This window comes from Arthrobacter sp. 05T47 (assembly GCF_056395825.1).
On record NZ_JBFTKG010000016.1, the window covers coordinates 58,313 to 74,937 of the forward strand.

Sequence of the window (16,625 nt, forward strand, 5' to 3'; positions counted from 1 at the left end):
ACAATGAAAACCTTGCCCATCAGTCGCCAGCCCGAGGCCCGATCAACGTCTGACGCAACTTTCGTGAAAAAGGAGACGGTTGGACGTCTCCTGATACAGTGCCCCGATCGACCTGGAATAGTCAGCGCCGTCAGCAGTATCCTGTCGGACTTCGGGGCGAACATCGTCTCCCTGGACCAGCACTCCACCGACCCGACCGGCGGAGTATTCTTCCAACGCACCGAGTTCCACCTGGAACACTTCGGCGCCAGGCGCGCCGAGCTGGAGGAACAGATACAAGCGAAAATTGAGGCGCCCTACACCGCGGAATGGCAGCTGACCAGCGCCGCACAACGAAAACGCGTCGCGATTTTCGTATCCAAGACCGACCATTGCCTCCTTGACCTGCTGTGGAAGCAACGACGAGGTGAACTCCAGATTGACATTGCGATGGTTATCTCGAACCACTCAGACCTTGCCGAGGACGTTCGCTACTTCGGGATCCCATTTGTGCACGTTCCTTCGAACGCCCAGGATAAGAGCGCCATGGAGCGGACGCAACTGGAACTACTTCGCGGAAACGTCGACCTCATAGTGCTAGCCCGGTACATGCAGATCATCTCCGACAATTTTCTTCAAGAAGTCGGAGTCCCGCTGATCAACATTCATCATTCCTTCCTTCCGGCCTTCATCGGGGCAGGGCCCTATCAGAAGGCGAAAGACCGGGGAGTGAAGATGATCGGTGCAACTGCGCACTACGTCACGGCTGATCTCGATGAGGGACCCATCATCGAGCAGGACGCTATCCGTGTTGACCATGCGGATTCCGCTCAAGAGCTGATGAGAAAGGGCGCTGACGTCGAACGGCGTGTGCTCACCAGGGCTGTCGCATGGCACTGCGACGACCGCATACTCCGGCATGGTAACCACACCGTGGTCTTCTGATCCCGATAGCCTTCGTGCGGACAGAACGAACGAAATTCGCGCCAATCAAATGACTGAGTTCCCGAGGAGTGTGTCGCTAATTAATTTTCGGCACACTCCTGGGACCGAAGTTAACTGGAACTTAAAGCCCTGGCGATGTTGGGGAGCGGGAAACAAAGTGGTAAAGCCAACGCTTCCTGGTTACGACCGCGCACATAGTCCCCTAGACGAGTAGGGAGATTCCTTAAATGGGCGCGTGGCAGGCATCCTCGACGGGACTGACTCCTTGCTGAGAGGCGACAATGATTTATGAAAACGTTGAATTTCACGTCCGCCATGAAAACTTAGGCARTGTAGATACTTCCTTCGCCGCGACCAGACCCCTGCTGCTCGCGTCTGCCAAATGTCAAACGGCAGAGCTCTTTCAAAGTGTAAATGAGCCCGGGAGTTATCTACTTCGCCTAGGCTGGGAGAAGGCGGAGGACCGACCGGGCACGTTTCCCGGCCGTGTTCCAGCGACGGTGTTCACCCAGATGGTGACTACCTATGACATGTCACCACTACGGCAGTCAGTGCCTGGACCGGATCAGCAAGCGGCCGAAAGCTCCGGGAACGACTCCATCCGCATAATGCCGTCAGCGAATGGCGAAGAAACGTGGGGCGCCCCCGCTCTGTCGCGAGTTCGAGAGGTTCTGATCTCCCTGGGGGAGGGCCATCTTAATCCAACCGAAGCCGAGAACTTCAGATATTTCTGCCGCCAACTTGCCCGTTACGATTCTACCCGCAGCAATCCCMTCGTGAGCGTGGTGGACCATGTAGGCAATTATTGGCGCAACTGGCTTTTGATGATAACTCGCACAGGTCCTTACCGTCCTTCTACAYTGCGGAAATTGCTAGCGGCCCTAGATCCGTCTCATCCCATTTCACAACGAATGCTCACACTCAACCTCAGAATGCTAGAGCGAGACGGCCTTATCGCACGCGATGTTATCGACGACGAACGTAGGCACGTGGAGTACTCATTGACCGTCCTTGGCCGAGGTTTATCCGACAGGCTCCTGTCGCTTATCGATTGGATAGACCAACACGCCGCGGAAATTGAAGCTTCCAACGCAGCATTCGGGGARTTACMAGTCGAAGCTTAGAGTCGCTTGATGACATAACAGMWGGCTCTACCCAACGAGGGACATCTCGTTGCGGCCCCCGTCTGATGGTCCGAACCGGAACTGCAGAAGCATAGTTCAGAAGCCCCTTCTGGAGCTCCTTCCCCTGCCCTTCTAAGGAGCCGATAATGAGGATTCCGTCAAGCTCCGGTGAAGTCCCGATGTGGCATAGCGAGGCCGGCTCACTCCAGCTTGGCGTGGCGCACATACTGGTAGACGGTCTCCCTGCTGATCCCGTAGTCACGGGCAAGGAGGGCTTTCGGAACACCAGTGCCAGCGCGCTGGACCAGTTCCGCGGCCCSTTCCGAAGTGAGGGTCTTTTTCCGCCCTTTGTAGGCGCCGCGCTGTTTGGTCAGGGCGATGCCTTCCCGCTGGCGTTCCCTGATGAGGGAGCGTTCAAATTCGGCGAAGGCTCCCATWACGGAGAGCATGAGGTTGGCCATGGGGGAGTCCTCGCCGGTGAAGACCAGGCTCTCCTTGACGAACTCCACCCGTACGCCTTTGCGGGTGAGGCCTTGAACGAGGCCACGTAGGTCATCGAGGTTGCGGGCGAGCCGGTCCATGCTGTGCACCACTACGGTGTCCCCGTCCCGGGCAAACCGCAATAGCTCGGTGAGCTGGGGCCTGGCCGTGACCCGGCCGGAGGCTTTGTCAGTGAAGATCCGGTCCAGAACCTGGCCTTCGAGCGGGCGTTTCTCGTTCTGGTCCACAGTGCTGACGCGCACGTACCCGATCCGCTGTCCGGCCACCGATTGCCTCCAACCCTGAACCCGTCAGGTTGAGTTCTAGGCTCGTCTCAGAAAGAAGTCAAGATTAGCCTCGAATTTTGTCAGGTTGGCGTGTACCAACCTGACGTCAGAGACATCCGTAGATTTGCGGCGAAGTTGCGTGTTCCACGGGTACGGCCTATGTCAGGCAGGCACTACGACGACCCCTTCGCGATAGTCGAAGGCGCGGCGTGCACTTCCGATGGTTATCCATAGGACAGTCTTATCCTCGGTGAATTCGTCCACAGTGGCTGGATATCGAAGGGACGAGCTTTCGGCTTCAACGGATCCCGCGAAGCCGCACGGCGCATGGCCGGCGGCAACCGCGGCGGGGTTATCATCAACATCGTCTCCACTGCCGGATTCACAGGGACAGCCCCAGGCCTCTCGGCCTACGTCGGATCCAAGCACGCCGTCCGCGGCATGACGAAGCAGATGGCGCTCGAATTCGCACCCCTCGGAATCCGTGTMCTCGGCGTCGCACCCACCTTTGTACCCACCGAAGGCAACATGGCCGCCGCGGCGGGGCACCCGTCAACGGAAGAATCGAGCCAGACCATGGCGGTGATGACCAACAGCCTCATCGGCCGCGTCGGGACCCCGGACGACATCGCGCGGATTGTCCTCTTCTGCGCGAGCGATCTGTCCACCATCATGACCGGAAGCACCCTCCTAGCCGACGCAGGGCAAACCATCTGAGCGCAACCTTCCACGACGACCTCAGCCCCTGTTCTGGTGCAATCCCCGCTCGTTCAGAAGAGTCGATAGTGGATCTTCCGTCAACCAAAAACGCCCTGACATGCGTCAGGTGATCTGCGGCTCGGATACGGCACCACGGGCTTCAACAGTCGGCTGCGGAGTGGAGGACCCGTTTTGGAATCCGGGTTTGGCCTTTTGACTCATGTCATGTCAAAGGGCAGTGTTTTATATGCAGTTTCCCGGTTCATGTTCCAGCCGGCGACGAGGCCGGAGCCGATCATTTGGTCGCTGAGGCGGTAGGCGGGGTCGGTGTCGAGGGCTAGTTGGAGGAATTGGTGGGCTTTGCTGCCTTTGCCTTCCCACCAGTTGATGTAGCCGATGGCGGTGAGGACGGGTGCTGCGTGTTCTGCGCTGGTGCGGGTGTAGGCGTGGAGGAGTAGTTGCTGGGCCCATTCGATGCGTGACCATTGTGGGGCTGTRTCGGTCTGGGCGAACAGGACGTGCTGCATGGGTTCGTCCACGCCTGGGATGTCTGCGATGAGTCGGTCGCGGATAGTGGGGAACTGCAGGTTTGCAACCAGGGCGTGGCAGTCGTCGTCGCTCGGGAAAGTCTTGGAATCGAGCATGTCGGCCCAGAGCCTCCTGCCTTCCTGCAGCGCCGTCTCAGACTGTTGGGACCTGATGGTTTCCATGTGGTGTTCGACGGCGGTGGCCTTGGCTTCTGCCTGGCTGGTGGTTGGGARGGTTATGCGATCGGTGGGTTCGATGAAGCTGCCGCGGTAGATGAATTCTGCGTTGATGGCGCTGGTTTGGGTGGAGCTGACGGGTAGGGCGAGGCTGGTGCCTGGTTCGCCGTCGTACGGGGAGAAAGCTGTGTCTCCGACCAAGAGTCCGTCCCGGATTGTGATGCCTTGTTCTGCGAGGACCCCGGTGAGTGCGGCGATGGTGGCGGCGTGGGGTTTGGCTGACCCGAGCCTACAGGGTTCGCTGGTGTAGACGGCAAAGAGGATGGAYGCGGCGGTGGTGTCGCTGGTGAGGTAGTGGGCGACGGTGCGTGCATAGGCGAGTTCCTGGCCCGTCTGGCGGGGGAGGTCGATGCGGAGGGTTGCGCCGATGCTGTTGTCGTTCAGGGTRATGCAGACAAGGCTTTCCTGGGGCCAGAAGCCGAGGGTGTGCCCGATGAAGCTGAGGACATCTGATGGTGTTTTGATGGTGAGCTTTTCCATGATCCGTAATTCCCCTTACCCGTGCGTTGTTGTGTTTTCTGCGGTTGGTCGTGGGTGCCGTTCTGGTAGGGGACCATCCGCTGGGCTGAGGGGCCGGAGTGCAACTTGGGGGACCGGCCCTGGGGGCCGAAAACTTCCTGGTGGAGCGTGTGTCCTTCGTTCTGGAAGTTTTCGGTCGCCCGGGGTCGGCGCAGTAGCGCCCCGGTTGCGCGGAGGAACCGCCCAGCGATCATGGGACATAGCAGAATGACAGGCAGAGGTGATGCGTTTGCTTATCCATCGCCGGGCAATCGGCAGACTGCATGACTCCTGGCCGGCCCTCAAGTACGTGAAGTCGGGCGCTCGCCGTGCAGGTCAACGGGTCCGATAAGAAGCCCTAAATTGTGTGCGTCTGATGACGCCCAAAGCAGAGAAAACGGCAACTAATGCGCCGATGACGGAGACATTTAGCAAAGGCGATCGAACGCGTCCACGGGAACGCACTGCGGACCGGAAYAGCTCCCGTATTCCTGCGCTCATATCAGTTCCGGCGGTCGGGCTCTCTGGCTAGGCCCCTGTTAGGATCAACGGCGACCGCCCTCTCGGTTGTAGCCGACCCGTTGTCCGAAGAAGTTTCAAGCGGTGAAAACCAGCCTGTTGACAATGTCAACACCCTTCGCCCCTGACTGGGTCGAACAGCCCTCGGACTGCTTCGAATTCCGCATGKTCCTAGAGTTTCCAGTGTTCGCAAGGGCGGGAATGCAGTTCGAGTCCCACCTCGGGCACRTGTTTTCCCTGTTCAGGGGCTTGYGAGCCGCTGARTGTGTACAAATCTYCTTTATGGGCCCCTRCGGGGGCCCATTTTTGTTGGCGGCCGTTGCGGTCTGGCGGCTCCTTCTCTKGACCTGGACAGCGGTGTTGCTGTGTACYCCTTCATGGCCGGGAGCGMCTGGAACTGCATGACTTGCGGTGGCTTGGGATCAAATCCTCATGGTCATCTCTGTCGGCAGCCGGAACCCCTGGGAAACTCCGTCAATTCCTCGATGAGATGAACCGATCGAGTTCGGTGACGACCAGGGTACCGCCGGCCCGGACAGCCGCCAGGGCTTCGTTCAGTCCCGGCCGTTCCCGTTCCTTCCGGTCACGCCGCGGTCACCATTGATCAGGCCCTCGGGGACGCCCAGACCCGTAAGCGGATTGAGCTGCTTTGCCAGGTCTTGTTCGTTGGGGGAGACCCGGGCGTAGCCGATGATTTGCGCGGCCAGGTGCAACTGTCTGGATTGTCCAACCTGAGCGGGACAGTTTCGGGCCGGCTATACGCGAATCCAGGTTTCCAGTATCTGTATCGGATTCTCGCAGCGCCAGTGAGGGCCCCGCGGTGTTGTCTCAGGATCGATCGTTTCGACACAAAGTGCGGACAGATAGACCGCCAGCCTCGGAACAGCATGGGCTAAGCAGCCCGCCTATTGCGCATGGGTACGCTTCGATGAAGATCCATTGAGCGCGAAGAAGGGCACGCTCCGTGACCCGCAGACGGCTCGCGGCCGGGAACCCGGCGCCTCTCAACAAGCGCTGCCCGGCTTGAGGGGAAACCTCCCAGACCGGCCCCGCCGAGACCAACATTTCAGGCCGGAAGAGTCTGCGATCCGGACGCTGATCGATGCGCAGCCTTGGCCAGAGGGCGTCTTACGGGGTCTACCCGACGATCTGGATTGCCGCCGGCTGCGGGAAACGGGACTTCGAGGTCCTTGCCACTGGCCCACCGCCGCGGTCCTTGGGCTCCTGGTTGTACGGCGGCAGCTATGTTGCGGACGGCGTTTGTGGGATGTTGGAGCCGTGGACCCAGTAGTGGAATGGGGAAGAGGCACATGAGCGGTACAGGTCGTGACGCCATTCCGGCGGAAGTCAGGAGGCAGGGACCGGAGACGCGGACCAGTAGCAGGTTGACTAAATGGCTGCTGGAGGACCGGGTCCAGCCCGTCGTCGGACCCGAAGCGCATGAGGACCAGGGCCGCCCCCAGGCCTGGTGGAAGGTCATGTGCCTGACAGGGGTGGATTACTTCTCCACGCTGTCTTACCTTCCGGCGATAGCTGCCTTGGCGGCCGGGGCGTTGTCACCGCTCGCCACGCTGCTGATTGTGGCCCTCACTCTCCTGGGTATGCTGCCGATGTATCGCAGGGTCGCCGAAGAGAGCCCGCACGGCCAGGGGTCGGTGGCGATGCTGGAACATCTCCTGCCGTTCTGGCGCGGAAAAATTTTCGTCCTGATCCTGCTCGGGTTCGTGGCCACCTCCTGGATCATCACCATCACCCTCTCTTCGGCGGATGCCACGGTGCACATGCTGGAAAATCCGTACCTGCCCGGTTTTCTGCACGGTCAGGCCGTGCCAATCACGGTGGCGCTGCTGTTGATTTTGGGCGGTGTCTTCCTTCTCGGCTTCAGCGAGGCCGTAGTAGTTGCCATCCCCCTGGTGGCCGTGTTCCTGTTCCTGAACGCCGTTGTCATCGGTGCCGGATTGATCAGGGTGGTCAATGACCCTGCCGCCCTGGCGGCCTGGACCGGGGACCTGTCCGCACTGGGTGGCCCCGGAGCCATCCTGGGACCGGCGTTGATTGCCTTCCCGCTGCTCGTCCTTGGGCTGTCCGGCTTCGAGACCGGCGTCAGCATGATGCCGCTGGTCGCGGCCCAAGGCAAGACCCCTGAGGAACGCCTCGCCTCCCGGATCAAGAACACCCGTAAGCTGCTGACGGCAGCGGCGGCCATCATGAGCGTGTACCTCCTTGGCAGCAGTTTCGTCACCACGGTGCTGATCCCCGCACAAGAGTTTGAGCCCGGAGGCCAGGCCAACGGACGCGCCCTGGCGTATCTCGCCCACGAGATGCTGGGCAGCACCTTCGGGACCGTCTATGACGTCAGCAGCATCCTGATCCTCTGGTTCGCCGGTGCCTCCGCCATGGCAGGGCTGATCAACATCGTTCCGCGTTACCTTCCCTCTTACGGTATGGCCCCCGAATGGGGCCGGGCGGTCCGGCCCGTGGTGCTCGTCTACACGGCCGTCTGCATCCTGATCACCATTGCCTTCCACGCCGACGTCAACGCGCAGGCCGGTGCATACGCCACCGGGGTCCTGGCCATGATGGTCTCCGGCTCAGTCGCAGTGACCATCTCCGCCCACCGGCGCCGGCAACGCCGGGCAACCCTCGCCTTCGCGCTGCTTTGCCTGATCCTGCTCTACGCGTTGGTCGCCAACATCATTGAAAAGCCGGACGGACTCACCATCTCCACCTTTTTCATCCTCGGCATTGTGGCTATTTCCTTGGTCTCCCGCGTCGCACGGACGACCGAGCTCCGGGCCGACGTGATCCGGTTCGACGACAATGCCCGACGCTTCATCGCGGACTCTCTGGACTATGACGGCGCGCTGGACCTGATCGCCAACCGCCGCCAGGCCGGGGACGTTCAGGAATACGCGGAGAAGGAACAGGACCAGCGCGGCCAGAACGCAGTCCCCGGAACCGCGGACATCATCTTTGTCGAGATCGACATCATCGATCCGTCCAACTTCGGCGGCGCGCTCGACGTCAAAGGGGTCGAAGTGAACGGCTTCCGGATATTGCGCGCCGAAAGCCCGGCAGCGCCCAACGCCATCGCCGCCATCCTCCTGGCACTACGGGACACCACAGGGGTCATTCCGCACGCCTATTTCGAGTGGTCGGAAGGCAGCCCTTTGGCCCACCTGATGCGCTACCTCCTCCTGGGCCGCGGCGACACGCCGCCCGTGGTGCGCGAGATCCTGCGGAAACACGAACCCGATCCCGCCCGCAGGCCACGCATCCACGTCGGATAAGCGGTTGTCCAGGCTAACTGCCGTCATTCGGTGGGGATGCGTGGCCGGGGAATAGTCGATGCCGGCGAGCGGGCTTGGTCCAGCGCCACTCGTAGGGGCCCCTCATGGGACCCTATGCATTGCGGACTTCGTTCTGTCACTGGCGCGGTAGGTGGCCTGTCCAGGCAGGCTGCCCGCCACGCATTCCCGCCGAGTGTGACGGCGGCCGTGCGGCGTCCTTGACCCCCGCGTCTTACTAGCGACGCGGGCGATCTCTTGAAAGAGAAGAGCTCGAGCGAGCCCGGTACGTTCGCGGTCCCGCGTCTGGCAAGGCGGATTCCCCCCGCTCCTTGTCCCGGAACAGGACCCCGTTATTGGATTCACCGGCAGGGGCGGCTCCAGCCAGCGTGCGGGCCTTCGGGCGGCCGCTGTTTTTGGCGGCGTGGACCGGCGGGCGATCCGTAGTTCACGGTCCAGGACCAGGCCGGCCACGACTTCGGAGAGCCGGGTCACCGGTCCGATGATTGCACCGCAGACGACTTCCAGTTTCCCGGCGCTGCAGTTTCAGCCAGTTCCTCCCGGAACCACGGGCACTGCCTTAGGGCCGTCCGCTGGCGCGGCCGGCCGCCGGGGTCCAGCGCGCAGAGGAGGGAAGCCCCTTGGGTCGAGGAGGCTTAGCCCAGCAGGGAGACGGCGTGGGCGATTACGAGGGCCAGGAGGACGAATCCTCCGGCGGCTTCGAGTCCCATCATCATCTTGGCCCGCGGTGACAGGGGCATGGTGTCGGTGGGGCTGAAGGCCATGGAGTTGGACAAGGAGAAGTAGGTGTAGTCGACGAAGGATGCGACCCAGCCGCTCTTGACTGAGGACCGCGTCGCAACTTCCGTGACGGCGTCGTGGTCTTCGTCCTGGGGAAACCGGAAGTCGGCAGCCGGCAGGTTGTTCCGGTGGGTGTTCCGCCGTGCGACCGGTCCACCGCGGTCCAGTTCCCAGAAGACCAGGGCGAAGGCGATGACATTTGTTACCCAGATCTGAACTGCTGCCAGAAGGAGCGTGCGCCCGTCACCGCTGCCGGAGTCCGTCAGCAGAATGATCAACTGCACCAGGGCGACGCCGTTCGCGGCGACGAGGAGAAGGGCCTGGCCAGTGGCTAATCGTTTGGACCAGCGTGTCTCCTTGTGCAGGCGGCGGGGGTTGAGGATCAGCAGGGGAATCAGCATCACGAGGCCGATTCCCACCACCGCGTAGCGCATGGCCGGCAGGAACGCGCTGGGAAGGGCGGCATAGAGGCCCAGCGCGATGAGCAGCCCGATGACGGCCGGCCAGCGGTGCTCGGCGCCGTCCTTCAGGTTTGCAGTCTCAGACATCCATCGAGTCTAGGCAAAGCCGCGGTGCATCCGCGCCAGGGCGCACACTGAGCCGAGAGCAAATGCATCAGCTAACCCAAGCCTCGGCCCAACAAGGCAACCCGGCCGTCATCGAGAGCGGCGGCGATAACTAGTCCTTGTCGAGTTCGTCGAGGAGGGACTTCGCTGCCTTGGCGATGTCGTCGTGGTCGTTCTGGGCGGCCCGGCTCTCGATGGCAAGAATGGCGCAGCGGTGCAGCCGCCGGAAATCGCCAAGGGGAAAGCTGTAGCGTCCCTTGGTGTCGTGGGTTTTCTCGGTGTCTTCGCCCAGATGCCAGGTGCCGTACTCCGTGTAGCCGTGTTTGGCGATGAACGCGTTTTCCTTCTCGGTGTCGGGGGCGTGTTCGCTCCAGTCCTCACGGGCGTCCCGGGCGATTCTGGCGTCCTTGATCAGCTGACGGGCATGGCGCAGGGCGGCGTCATTGATTCTGATTGTCATGGATGGCTTCCGCTCTGTCGGACGATTCGGGTCGGGGACCGGACGGGGGCTGCACAGCCCCCGGGGCCAGAGGGCCAGAGGGGCAAGGACATGACGTCTTCTCGGCCCTAAGCGACGGGACGCCGGTCAGGTCACGAAGTTCTCCGGTGCTTCCGGTGACTGGTGTCCGCCCCGGGAGACGTGGACTTTGGTGCCGGAGGTTCCGGACTGCTCAGGTATCTGGGCGCGGATTTCGAGGACGCCGTCGATGTAGCTGGCCTCGACGGTGTCGGGGTTCGCTGCCCGGGGCAGCGGGATGCTGCGTGAGTATTCGCCGTAGCGCACTTCGCTCCGGTATCCCGGCTGATCCTTGTGGGTGGGCTCTCCTCGCCTGGCAACGATGTGCAGGGTGTCGTCGGTGACCGTGATATCGATGTCGTTGTCGGGATCGATGCCGGGGATATCGGTTCTGACCACTATGGTGTTCCCGTCCCGGTATTCCTCGACTCTCAGCCACGTATCTGACTCACCCTGCAGGAAGCGGCGGACAGGCTCGGGCACGTCGAAGCCGGTACGGCGGAACAAGTTGTCCATGGCCATCTCCTAACTGAGCTGCGTTTCTGATCCTCGGTGTGGGCGCTGTGCGGCCGGCCCCAAGGGGTATCGGCCGGGTGCCGGAATCGATCCGTCCGGGGCCGTGCCCTGCCGGACGCGCAGCGGCAGATCAGCGACGGGTGAACCGAGCTGTGGGGGTCAGACCCCGCGCCGTCCGCGGGAACGGTTCATCAGGAACATGACGACGGCGACGATCAGCAGGATCGGGGCGACCCAGAGCAGAAAGCTGACCGCTTTGACGGTTCCTCCAATGATGAGAAAGATGATGGCGACGGCAATGACAATCCAGAGAAGCGTGCTCATAACTCTGCCCACCTTCCTAGTATTTAGGGCCGGGATGTCTCCCGATCCTGATGCTACAACTGCGGCGATTGCCGCACCAGCGCCCCGGAAAGGTTCCGCGCTACCCACCGCTGACCGGCGGTTTCGTCCCACCCGTAATGCCCTGGAAGGGGCACGCGCAGATTCGGCCCGGGTTCCGTAAGGCCCCGAACTCAGTGCCGGCCCCGGTTCGGTGCGCCGTAGGCCGGGCGGAGTGCGGCCGGTTACATGTCGGGAGATTTTTCCGTACCCGGGGGATGTTCTTCGGCCGGGTGGCGTGCCTCTTTGAGATGGCGTGCGAGCTTTTCTTCAGCGTCTGCGCGCCGTTGCCCGACGGTGCGCATCTGGTGTGTCGTCAGATCCTCCCGGCGTTTGGCGGGCCCGGCACGTTGTCCCGGCCCGGATTCGGTGTGTTCGCTCATGACCGCATCGTCGCACATGATCTTCCTGGGCAAAAGGCACAATTTTGCAACCGCCAGGGAGCGCCAGCATTCCCTGGCGGATCGAGGAATCGGCCCGGGCTCCAGACGGTTGGAGTCGACGCCGGGCCGTTTCCTTCAGCCGGTTTTTTCGGCCGATCGGGACGGCTCCGTCGTCGTCGACATCCCTTTGTCTCTCTTCGGGGAGCGATGCAAGCGGGGGTTCCCGATGAACGATGTAGACGCAGGCAGCCGGGCCCGTCATCGCCAGCCCGGTGCACGGGCCACCGTGGTGGTCGGGCGGATGTTCACCGCGCGCAGCTCCGCTCGTGGGCCGGCGGCGCTGTACAGGGAAGTCCGGCCCGTGATCGTCACCCCTGAGGGCGTAAAGACGCACGCGAAGGTGACCGTCTCCTTCGACGGGCCTCTGAACCGGGTTCTCGCCAGGATGTTGCCGGAGACGGACAGCGCCCTCCAGAACTACGTTGCTGCTGTCAGGCACCGGGCTGAACTCATCGACCGGGCAGGATAGGGCAGCCGCGCCGCAGCGGCCAGTGCTGGAAGAAATCACCTTCAAACCGTTCCCAAGTGTGTGGGTCTCACCTCCGGGGGTTCCCAGGTCCTTCGGCGCAACACCTCCGGGGCCGAATGCATGCTCGATCCGGCGGCCCAGACAACGCTTCTCAGCCATCGAGGCATTGCCGGATAAATGGACTCTGCCTGAGGTGCGCGTCGACTGCTCCTTGCATGCTTTGCCCTGACCACAGCAATTAATTCCTCTGCGCTGGACTATCCCTCTACAGGTGGCCACTATTTCCATTTGGATCGCAGCGTAGGTGTGCTGCAGCTTTAGCGCAGTTTTCGATTACGAGGGACGTTCCTTGCTAGCTTGGATCAAGACGTGGGGACGGGCTCGGGACAGCGATTCTTCCGTGAGAGGCCAGGCCTGCGCTGGCGGCTGCCGGGACTGCCGCCGGTCTGGTCTTCGCTGGCTCCCCGCAGGATGGAGGCTGGTGTCGAAGCAGTCATCTATTGCCGGGGACGGACGGGACCGGGTCGCGGTCCGCGCGAAAGCGCTGGCTGCCGGAGTATGTTTACCAACCAAAGAGGGGGATGGCCGTGGTTGAAGGGAAGAGCGGTACGCCGCGGGCGCGGGGCCGGGATGTACTGGTGTGCTTTCTGGCCGTCCAGGCGGTATTCGCCATGACAGCGGGTGCGGTCCTTATTCTGGACCCGGTGGTCACGGCCGATCCAGGCCTCCAGTTGTTGCTGGGCTCGCTGATCGTGATGCCCATTCTCATGGCCGGCTTCTTGGCCCTGCGGTTCCACAGGTGCCACCGCGCAGAGAGAGCCAGCGCCCGCGATGCCGCCCAGCTGATGGACACCGTCCTGGCCACCAGCCACGAATGGTTGTGGGCGCTGGACGCCCAGGGAAATTTCACCTTCTCCAGCCCCACCAGTACCAATTTGATCGGCTATAACCCCTCGGAGCTGGTCGGGAAACACTTCAGCATCGTTGTCGATGTTGAGAATGTCCCGGAGGCGATCAGGTCACTGCTCCACGCGCCTGCGGTTGAGGGGCGCGCGCGGCATCGTCCGTTGCCGGCACCGGGACGGGAGCACGGTCTGGATCGAATCCTCCACACACAACCGCCCCGTAAGGGCCGGGCAGCCCGCCGGTCTGGAGGGAACCAGCCGGAGGGTACCCGTGGAGACAGCCCGGGAAGCAGCCGCCGCTCTCAGCCGGACCCGGATCCGGGCCATGATCGACGGGAACAAGCTGCTAACGGCGTACCAGCCGATCCACAACCTGGCCGCAGGGCACATCATCGGCGCCGAAGCACTGACCCGGTTCCTCAGCGAAGACCGGACCGGGCCCGAATGCTGGTTCGAGGAAGCCGCCTCGGTGGGACTTTCGGAGGACCTCGAAATCGCAGCGCTGGAGACTGCTCTAAAGGCGGCGCCGGGGTTGCCGCCAAGCATGTACGTGGCGTTGAATGTCTCCCCGTCCACCTGCCTGGACCCAAGACTGCCGGGAATTCTGGAACGGTCCGGCCTCGCCCTGCATCGGATCGTCCTGGAACTGACGGAGAGGCTCGAAGTGGAGGAATATCGCCCCCTCATCTCGGCGCTGGAACCGCTGCGCCGCCGCGGCCTGCGTATCGCCATCGACGACGCCGGCTCGGGCTTCGCCTCCATGCGGCATGTACTGCACATCCGTCCCGACATCATCAAACTGGACCGCACCCTCATTACAGGCATCCATGACGACGAGGGCCGACAGGCATTCGGCGCCGCCATGGCAGAGTTTGCACGCCGGCTCGGCGCCACCCTTGTCGCGGAGGGCATCGAAACCGAGGCGGAACTAGCTGCTGTCACCGAACTAGGGATGACAGCCGGACAGGGCTACCTCCTCGGACGGCCGACGGTCGATGAACACGAATGGGAGAACTGGCGGTTGCAGACATGGGCTCCTTCCGGCCGGTTCAACTAGACCCGGCAACACTGGCTGGAGAAGAAGGATCAAAAAATCGATGACTGACGCGGCTCCCGGCACAGTCCGTTGGACGCTCCTGGCCGGCAAAGATGAGGCACTGGCCCTCCTGGGCGCCGCCGCACGGAAGAACGGCTTCAGGCTCTTACACGAAACGCCTGGCATCCTCCTCGAGATTCCGAGGTCGCTGCGCAAGCGGAGGCCGGCGTGGCGCCTGCCCGGAGCCGTGACGGAGACGGAACGGGGCACCGAAATCCACTGGAGCTGCGGAGAGGACACGCAACGAGCACATGAACACCTGCTCGGCGTTGAAGAAGCCCTGCCGGATGGAAAAATGTACTACCACGGGATGGACGAAGCTTCCGCGGCATCAGGTCTCGTCCTCGAGGGACGACAGGCGTTCCGCAACGTGGTCCGCAACCTTGGCAGCGACGAATGGGTGCTCGCTGTCGGCCAAGGAAAGTTGGCCTCCGAAGCGGGCATCGTGGCACTGACGGACCAGCGTCTTCTCTTCGTGAAGAATGAGGTCCTCGGCACTGCGCGCCTCGACGCTCCCCTCGACTCGATCGGCGCGCTCGTCCTGGGCAAGAAAAGCAGCGGCGAAACCCTACGGATAGGGGCTGGGCCAGCCGCCGTCATCATCTCGCAAATGGGCCACGGCGAGGGTCACGGCATCACGGCAAAATTCAGGGAACGCATGAAAGAGCGCGCCCGCACGACCCCGATCCTCCCCGTACAGGAATAACCGTCACAGGCAACAACGTCACCGTCCCCGGGCCGGGACTCGCTGAGGCGGGCCCGCCTCCACCGCGAATGGGAAAAATTTCCCGCCGTCTCGCTGCAGGCATGACACCACCAGGGTCCCTTCCCGGATAACACGGCGCCGGGCGCCGCCTTGGCTCGAGGCTAACCATCATGCGCCGCTAATTGTCTGGCGGAGGCCCGGACACGGGGTTCTGCCCTCGGGAGCTCCTAAGAATCCGCAGGACCGTGCTTCCTGTGCGGCGGGTGTCCACCCGGTCCAGTCCTCCGGCCGGGTGGTGGGCGCGCCCAGCAAATAGCCCTGCCCGGCGGTCGTGCCCAGACCCGTGACGGCTGCCAGTTCCGCGCTGGTTTCGATGCCCTGGGCGATCACGACGGCACCGATGTGCTCGGCGAAACCGATCATTGCCTCACACAGGGAGGAATGAATCGGGTCCGTAGCAATGCCGGCAACAAGGTTGCGGTCCAGTTTGATGATGTCCGGCCGGAGCTGCCTGATATGCCGGATCGACGTGAAGTACGAGCCGGCATGATCAATGGCAAGACGGACTCCGCTCCTGCGCAGTGGAGCCAAAGCCGTGAGCAGCGCGGCGGGTTGCTCCCTGGTCAGGGCCTCGGTGAGTTCCAGGACCAGGCGCGCAGGGGCGAGTGCCGATTCCTCCAGGAACCCCGACAGGAGAGGGTCCAGGCAGGTGGACGGGGACAGTTTCAGTGCCACGTACAGGTGGGCCGGGAGGATCCTCGCTGCGGCGAGGGCCGATTCCATTGCCGCGAATTCAAGATCACTTCCCAGCCGCGCATCCCTGGCTTCGGCGAACCAGTCCGCCGGCTGGTCGCCGGTATCGCCAAGGAACCGCGTGAGGGCCTGCGCACCGACGACTTCCCCGCTGGAGAGGTCACGGATCGGCTGGAAGGCCGTCAACAACATCCTGTCCTGCAGGACAGCCTCGATCCGCGAACGGACGCTCCCGCCCGGGCCAGAAGACGTGGCTCGGCGGCTGTCCTCGGGCGCATCGCTCCGGCAACCCGGAGGAAATTCGGTCAGGGCACCGAGGGCGATAAGGTGCTCCACGAGCGCTGCTTCCGGCCGGTCAGGATGGGCGGCAAGACACTGACGCAGCGGATCCCGGGCGGCGGCCTGCTCCGGCGCTGACGCAGACAGCACCGCATCGATGATCTCGGCTGCCTGTTGGCGTATCTCCGGCACCCGGCCGCCACCGGGCGTGGCGTCGGTCGTGTCGTCGGGACGCACCGCATTCTCGGGTGGCGGAAAAGACGATGGCTCTACCGGCATTGGCTATTCCTTTGGTCCCCGTTCCGGCTGAGCCCGGAACGGACAGCCGGCCGCCCGCTCCCGCATTCCGGGTTCCCTGACGCTGGAGCAGAAAGGCCGTGACAAAACTTTACAACGTCAATGACAGGTCTGTCGCCTTGGCGATGTAGAAGGAATCCCGATTGTAAGCAGCCCGGCCGCCGTACCGCGTCCGGACAGGACCCGCCGAGCTCGACGGCATCCAGGCAATTCCGCTCCCCACCGATCCGAAAGCACCACTGACCGCCGGCGGCGCCCCGGTTCGGCGGTCACCGAGGTCGCCGCAAGCCACTCCGTGTACGTCTCCCAGCCGC

The 16,625-nt window shown here is 62.9% G+C and carries 17 protein-coding genes and 1 pseudogene; 8 read left to right on the forward strand and 10 right to left on the reverse strand.

The features are described 5' to 3' along the window. The first annotated feature begins 63 nt into the window (after positions 1 to 63). Positions 64 to 924, forward strand: a complete 861-nt coding sequence (gene purU / locus AC1DEY_RS12750; protein ID WP_476868242.1) for a formyltetrahydrofolate deformylase — start codon at positions 64 to 66, stop codon at positions 922 to 924. Positions 925 to 1,532: 608 nt separating this feature from the next. Further along, entirely contained in the window at positions 1,533 to 2,048 is a 516-nt protein-coding gene (locus AC1DEY_RS12755; RefSeq protein ID WP_476868302.1) for a winged helix-turn-helix transcriptional regulator, read from the forward strand. Positions 2,049 to 2,248: 200 nt separating this feature from the next. Here the strand turns inward: AC1DEY_RS12755 and AC1DEY_RS12760 are convergent, their stop codons facing one another. Next, complete coding sequence (locus AC1DEY_RS12760; protein WP_476868243.1) at positions 2,249 to 2,815, reverse strand: recombinase family protein; 567 nt, start codon at positions 2,813 to 2,815, stop codon at positions 2,249 to 2,251. A 273-nt stretch (positions 2,816 to 3,088) separates the two neighbouring features. Between AC1DEY_RS12760 and AC1DEY_RS12765 the strand changes: the two genes are divergently transcribed. Next, positions 3,089 to 3,532 (forward strand): SDR family NAD(P)-dependent oxidoreductase, encoded by a 444-nt coding sequence (locus AC1DEY_RS12765; RefSeq protein WP_476868303.1) that lies wholly within the window; start codon positions 3,089 to 3,091, stop codon positions 3,530 to 3,532. A 200-nt stretch (positions 3,533 to 3,732) separates the two neighbouring features. Here AC1DEY_RS12765 and AC1DEY_RS12770 read toward each other — a convergent pair whose 3' ends face one another. The 3 genes from AC1DEY_RS12770 to AC1DEY_RS12780 all read right to left on the reverse strand — a co-directional run bounded on the left by AC1DEY_RS12770 (position 3,733) and on the right by AC1DEY_RS12780 (position 6,008). Further along, positions 3,733 to 4,758 (reverse strand): DUF4192 domain-containing protein, encoded by a 1,026-nt coding sequence (locus AC1DEY_RS12770; protein WP_476868244.1) that lies wholly within the window; start codon positions 4,756 to 4,758, stop codon positions 3,733 to 3,735. A 1,011-nt stretch (positions 4,759 to 5,769) separates the two neighbouring features. Further along, the gene (locus tag AC1DEY_RS12775; RefSeq protein ID WP_476868304.1) at positions 5,770 to 5,853 is read right to left on the reverse strand and encodes a hypothetical protein; all 84 of its coding nucleotides are present in this window, start codon (positions 5,851 to 5,853) and stop codon (positions 5,770 to 5,772) included. Next, on the reverse strand, positions 5,850 to 6,008 hold the full coding sequence (locus AC1DEY_RS12780; protein ID WP_476868245.1) for a hypothetical protein: 159 nt from the start codon (positions 6,006 to 6,008) through the stop codon (positions 5,850 to 5,852). Before AC1DEY_RS12780 ends, AC1DEY_RS12775 begins: the two co-directional genes overlap by 4 nt. A gap of 597 nt (positions 6,009 to 6,605) precedes the next feature. On the opposite strand from AC1DEY_RS12780, the gene AC1DEY_RS12785 reads away from it, so the two are divergent. Then, entirely contained in the window at positions 6,606 to 8,585 is a 1,980-nt protein-coding gene (locus AC1DEY_RS12785) for an APC family permease (RefSeq protein WP_476868246.1), read from the forward strand. A gap of 653 nt (positions 8,586 to 9,238) precedes the next feature. Here the strand turns inward: AC1DEY_RS12785 and AC1DEY_RS12790 are convergent. The 5 genes from AC1DEY_RS12790 to AC1DEY_RS12810 form a co-directional block, all read right to left on the reverse strand. Next, on the reverse strand, positions 9,239 to 9,931 hold the full coding sequence (locus tag AC1DEY_RS12790) for a hypothetical protein (RefSeq protein WP_476868247.1): 693 nt from the start codon (positions 9,929 to 9,931) through the stop codon (positions 9,239 to 9,241). Positions 9,932 to 10,061: 130 nt separating this feature from the next. Beyond that, on the reverse strand, positions 10,062 to 10,409 hold the full coding sequence (locus AC1DEY_RS12795; protein ID WP_476868248.1) for a hypothetical protein: 348 nt from the start codon (positions 10,407 to 10,409) through the stop codon (positions 10,062 to 10,064). Positions 10,410 to 10,535: 126 nt separating this feature from the next. Continuing rightward, on the reverse strand, positions 10,536 to 10,982 hold the full coding sequence (locus AC1DEY_RS12800) for an Hsp20/alpha crystallin family protein (RefSeq protein ID WP_476868249.1): 447 nt from the start codon (positions 10,980 to 10,982) through the stop codon (positions 10,536 to 10,538). Positions 10,983 to 11,141: 159 nt separating this feature from the next. Continuing rightward, positions 11,142 to 11,306, reverse strand: coding sequence for a hypothetical protein (locus AC1DEY_RS12805; protein ID WP_476868250.1), 165 nt, complete (start codon positions 11,304 to 11,306; stop codon positions 11,142 to 11,144). Between the two features lie 242 nt (positions 11,307 to 11,548). After that, on the reverse strand, positions 11,549 to 11,746 hold the full coding sequence (locus AC1DEY_RS12810; RefSeq protein WP_476868251.1) for a hypothetical protein: 198 nt from the start codon (positions 11,744 to 11,746) through the stop codon (positions 11,549 to 11,551). 226 nt (positions 11,747 to 11,972) lie between these two features. Here AC1DEY_RS12810 and AC1DEY_RS12815 point away from each other — a divergent pair, with 226 nt between their 5' ends. The 4 genes and pseudogenes from AC1DEY_RS12815 to AC1DEY_RS12830 all read left to right on the forward strand — a co-directional run bounded on the left by AC1DEY_RS12815 (position 11,973) and on the right by AC1DEY_RS12830 (position 14,982). Further along, a complete protein-coding gene (locus AC1DEY_RS12815) occupies positions 11,973 to 12,275 on the forward strand; it encodes a hypothetical protein (RefSeq protein ID WP_476868252.1) in 303 nt (100 codons plus the stop codon). Between the two features lie 845 nt (positions 12,276 to 13,120). Beyond that, positions 13,121 to 13,294: pseudogene (locus tag AC1DEY_RS12820) on the forward strand (PAS domain-containing protein); the annotation flags it as partial. Positions 13,295 to 13,451: 157 nt separating this feature from the next. After that, on the forward strand, positions 13,452 to 14,237 hold the full coding sequence (locus AC1DEY_RS12825) for an EAL domain-containing protein (protein ID WP_476868253.1): 786 nt from the start codon (positions 13,452 to 13,454) through the stop codon (positions 14,235 to 14,237). 40 nt (positions 14,238 to 14,277) lie between these two features. Beyond that, a complete protein-coding gene (locus tag AC1DEY_RS12830) occupies positions 14,278 to 14,982 on the forward strand; it encodes a hypothetical protein (protein ID WP_476868254.1) in 705 nt (234 codons plus the stop codon). Between the two features lie 168 nt (positions 14,983 to 15,150). Here AC1DEY_RS12830 and AC1DEY_RS12835 read toward each other — a convergent pair whose 3' ends face one another. Continuing rightward, on the reverse strand, positions 15,151 to 16,293 hold the full coding sequence (locus AC1DEY_RS12835) for an EAL domain-containing protein (RefSeq protein ID WP_476868255.1): 1,143 nt from the start codon (positions 16,291 to 16,293) through the stop codon (positions 15,151 to 15,153). Positions 16,294 to 16,625: the final 332 nt, after the last annotated feature.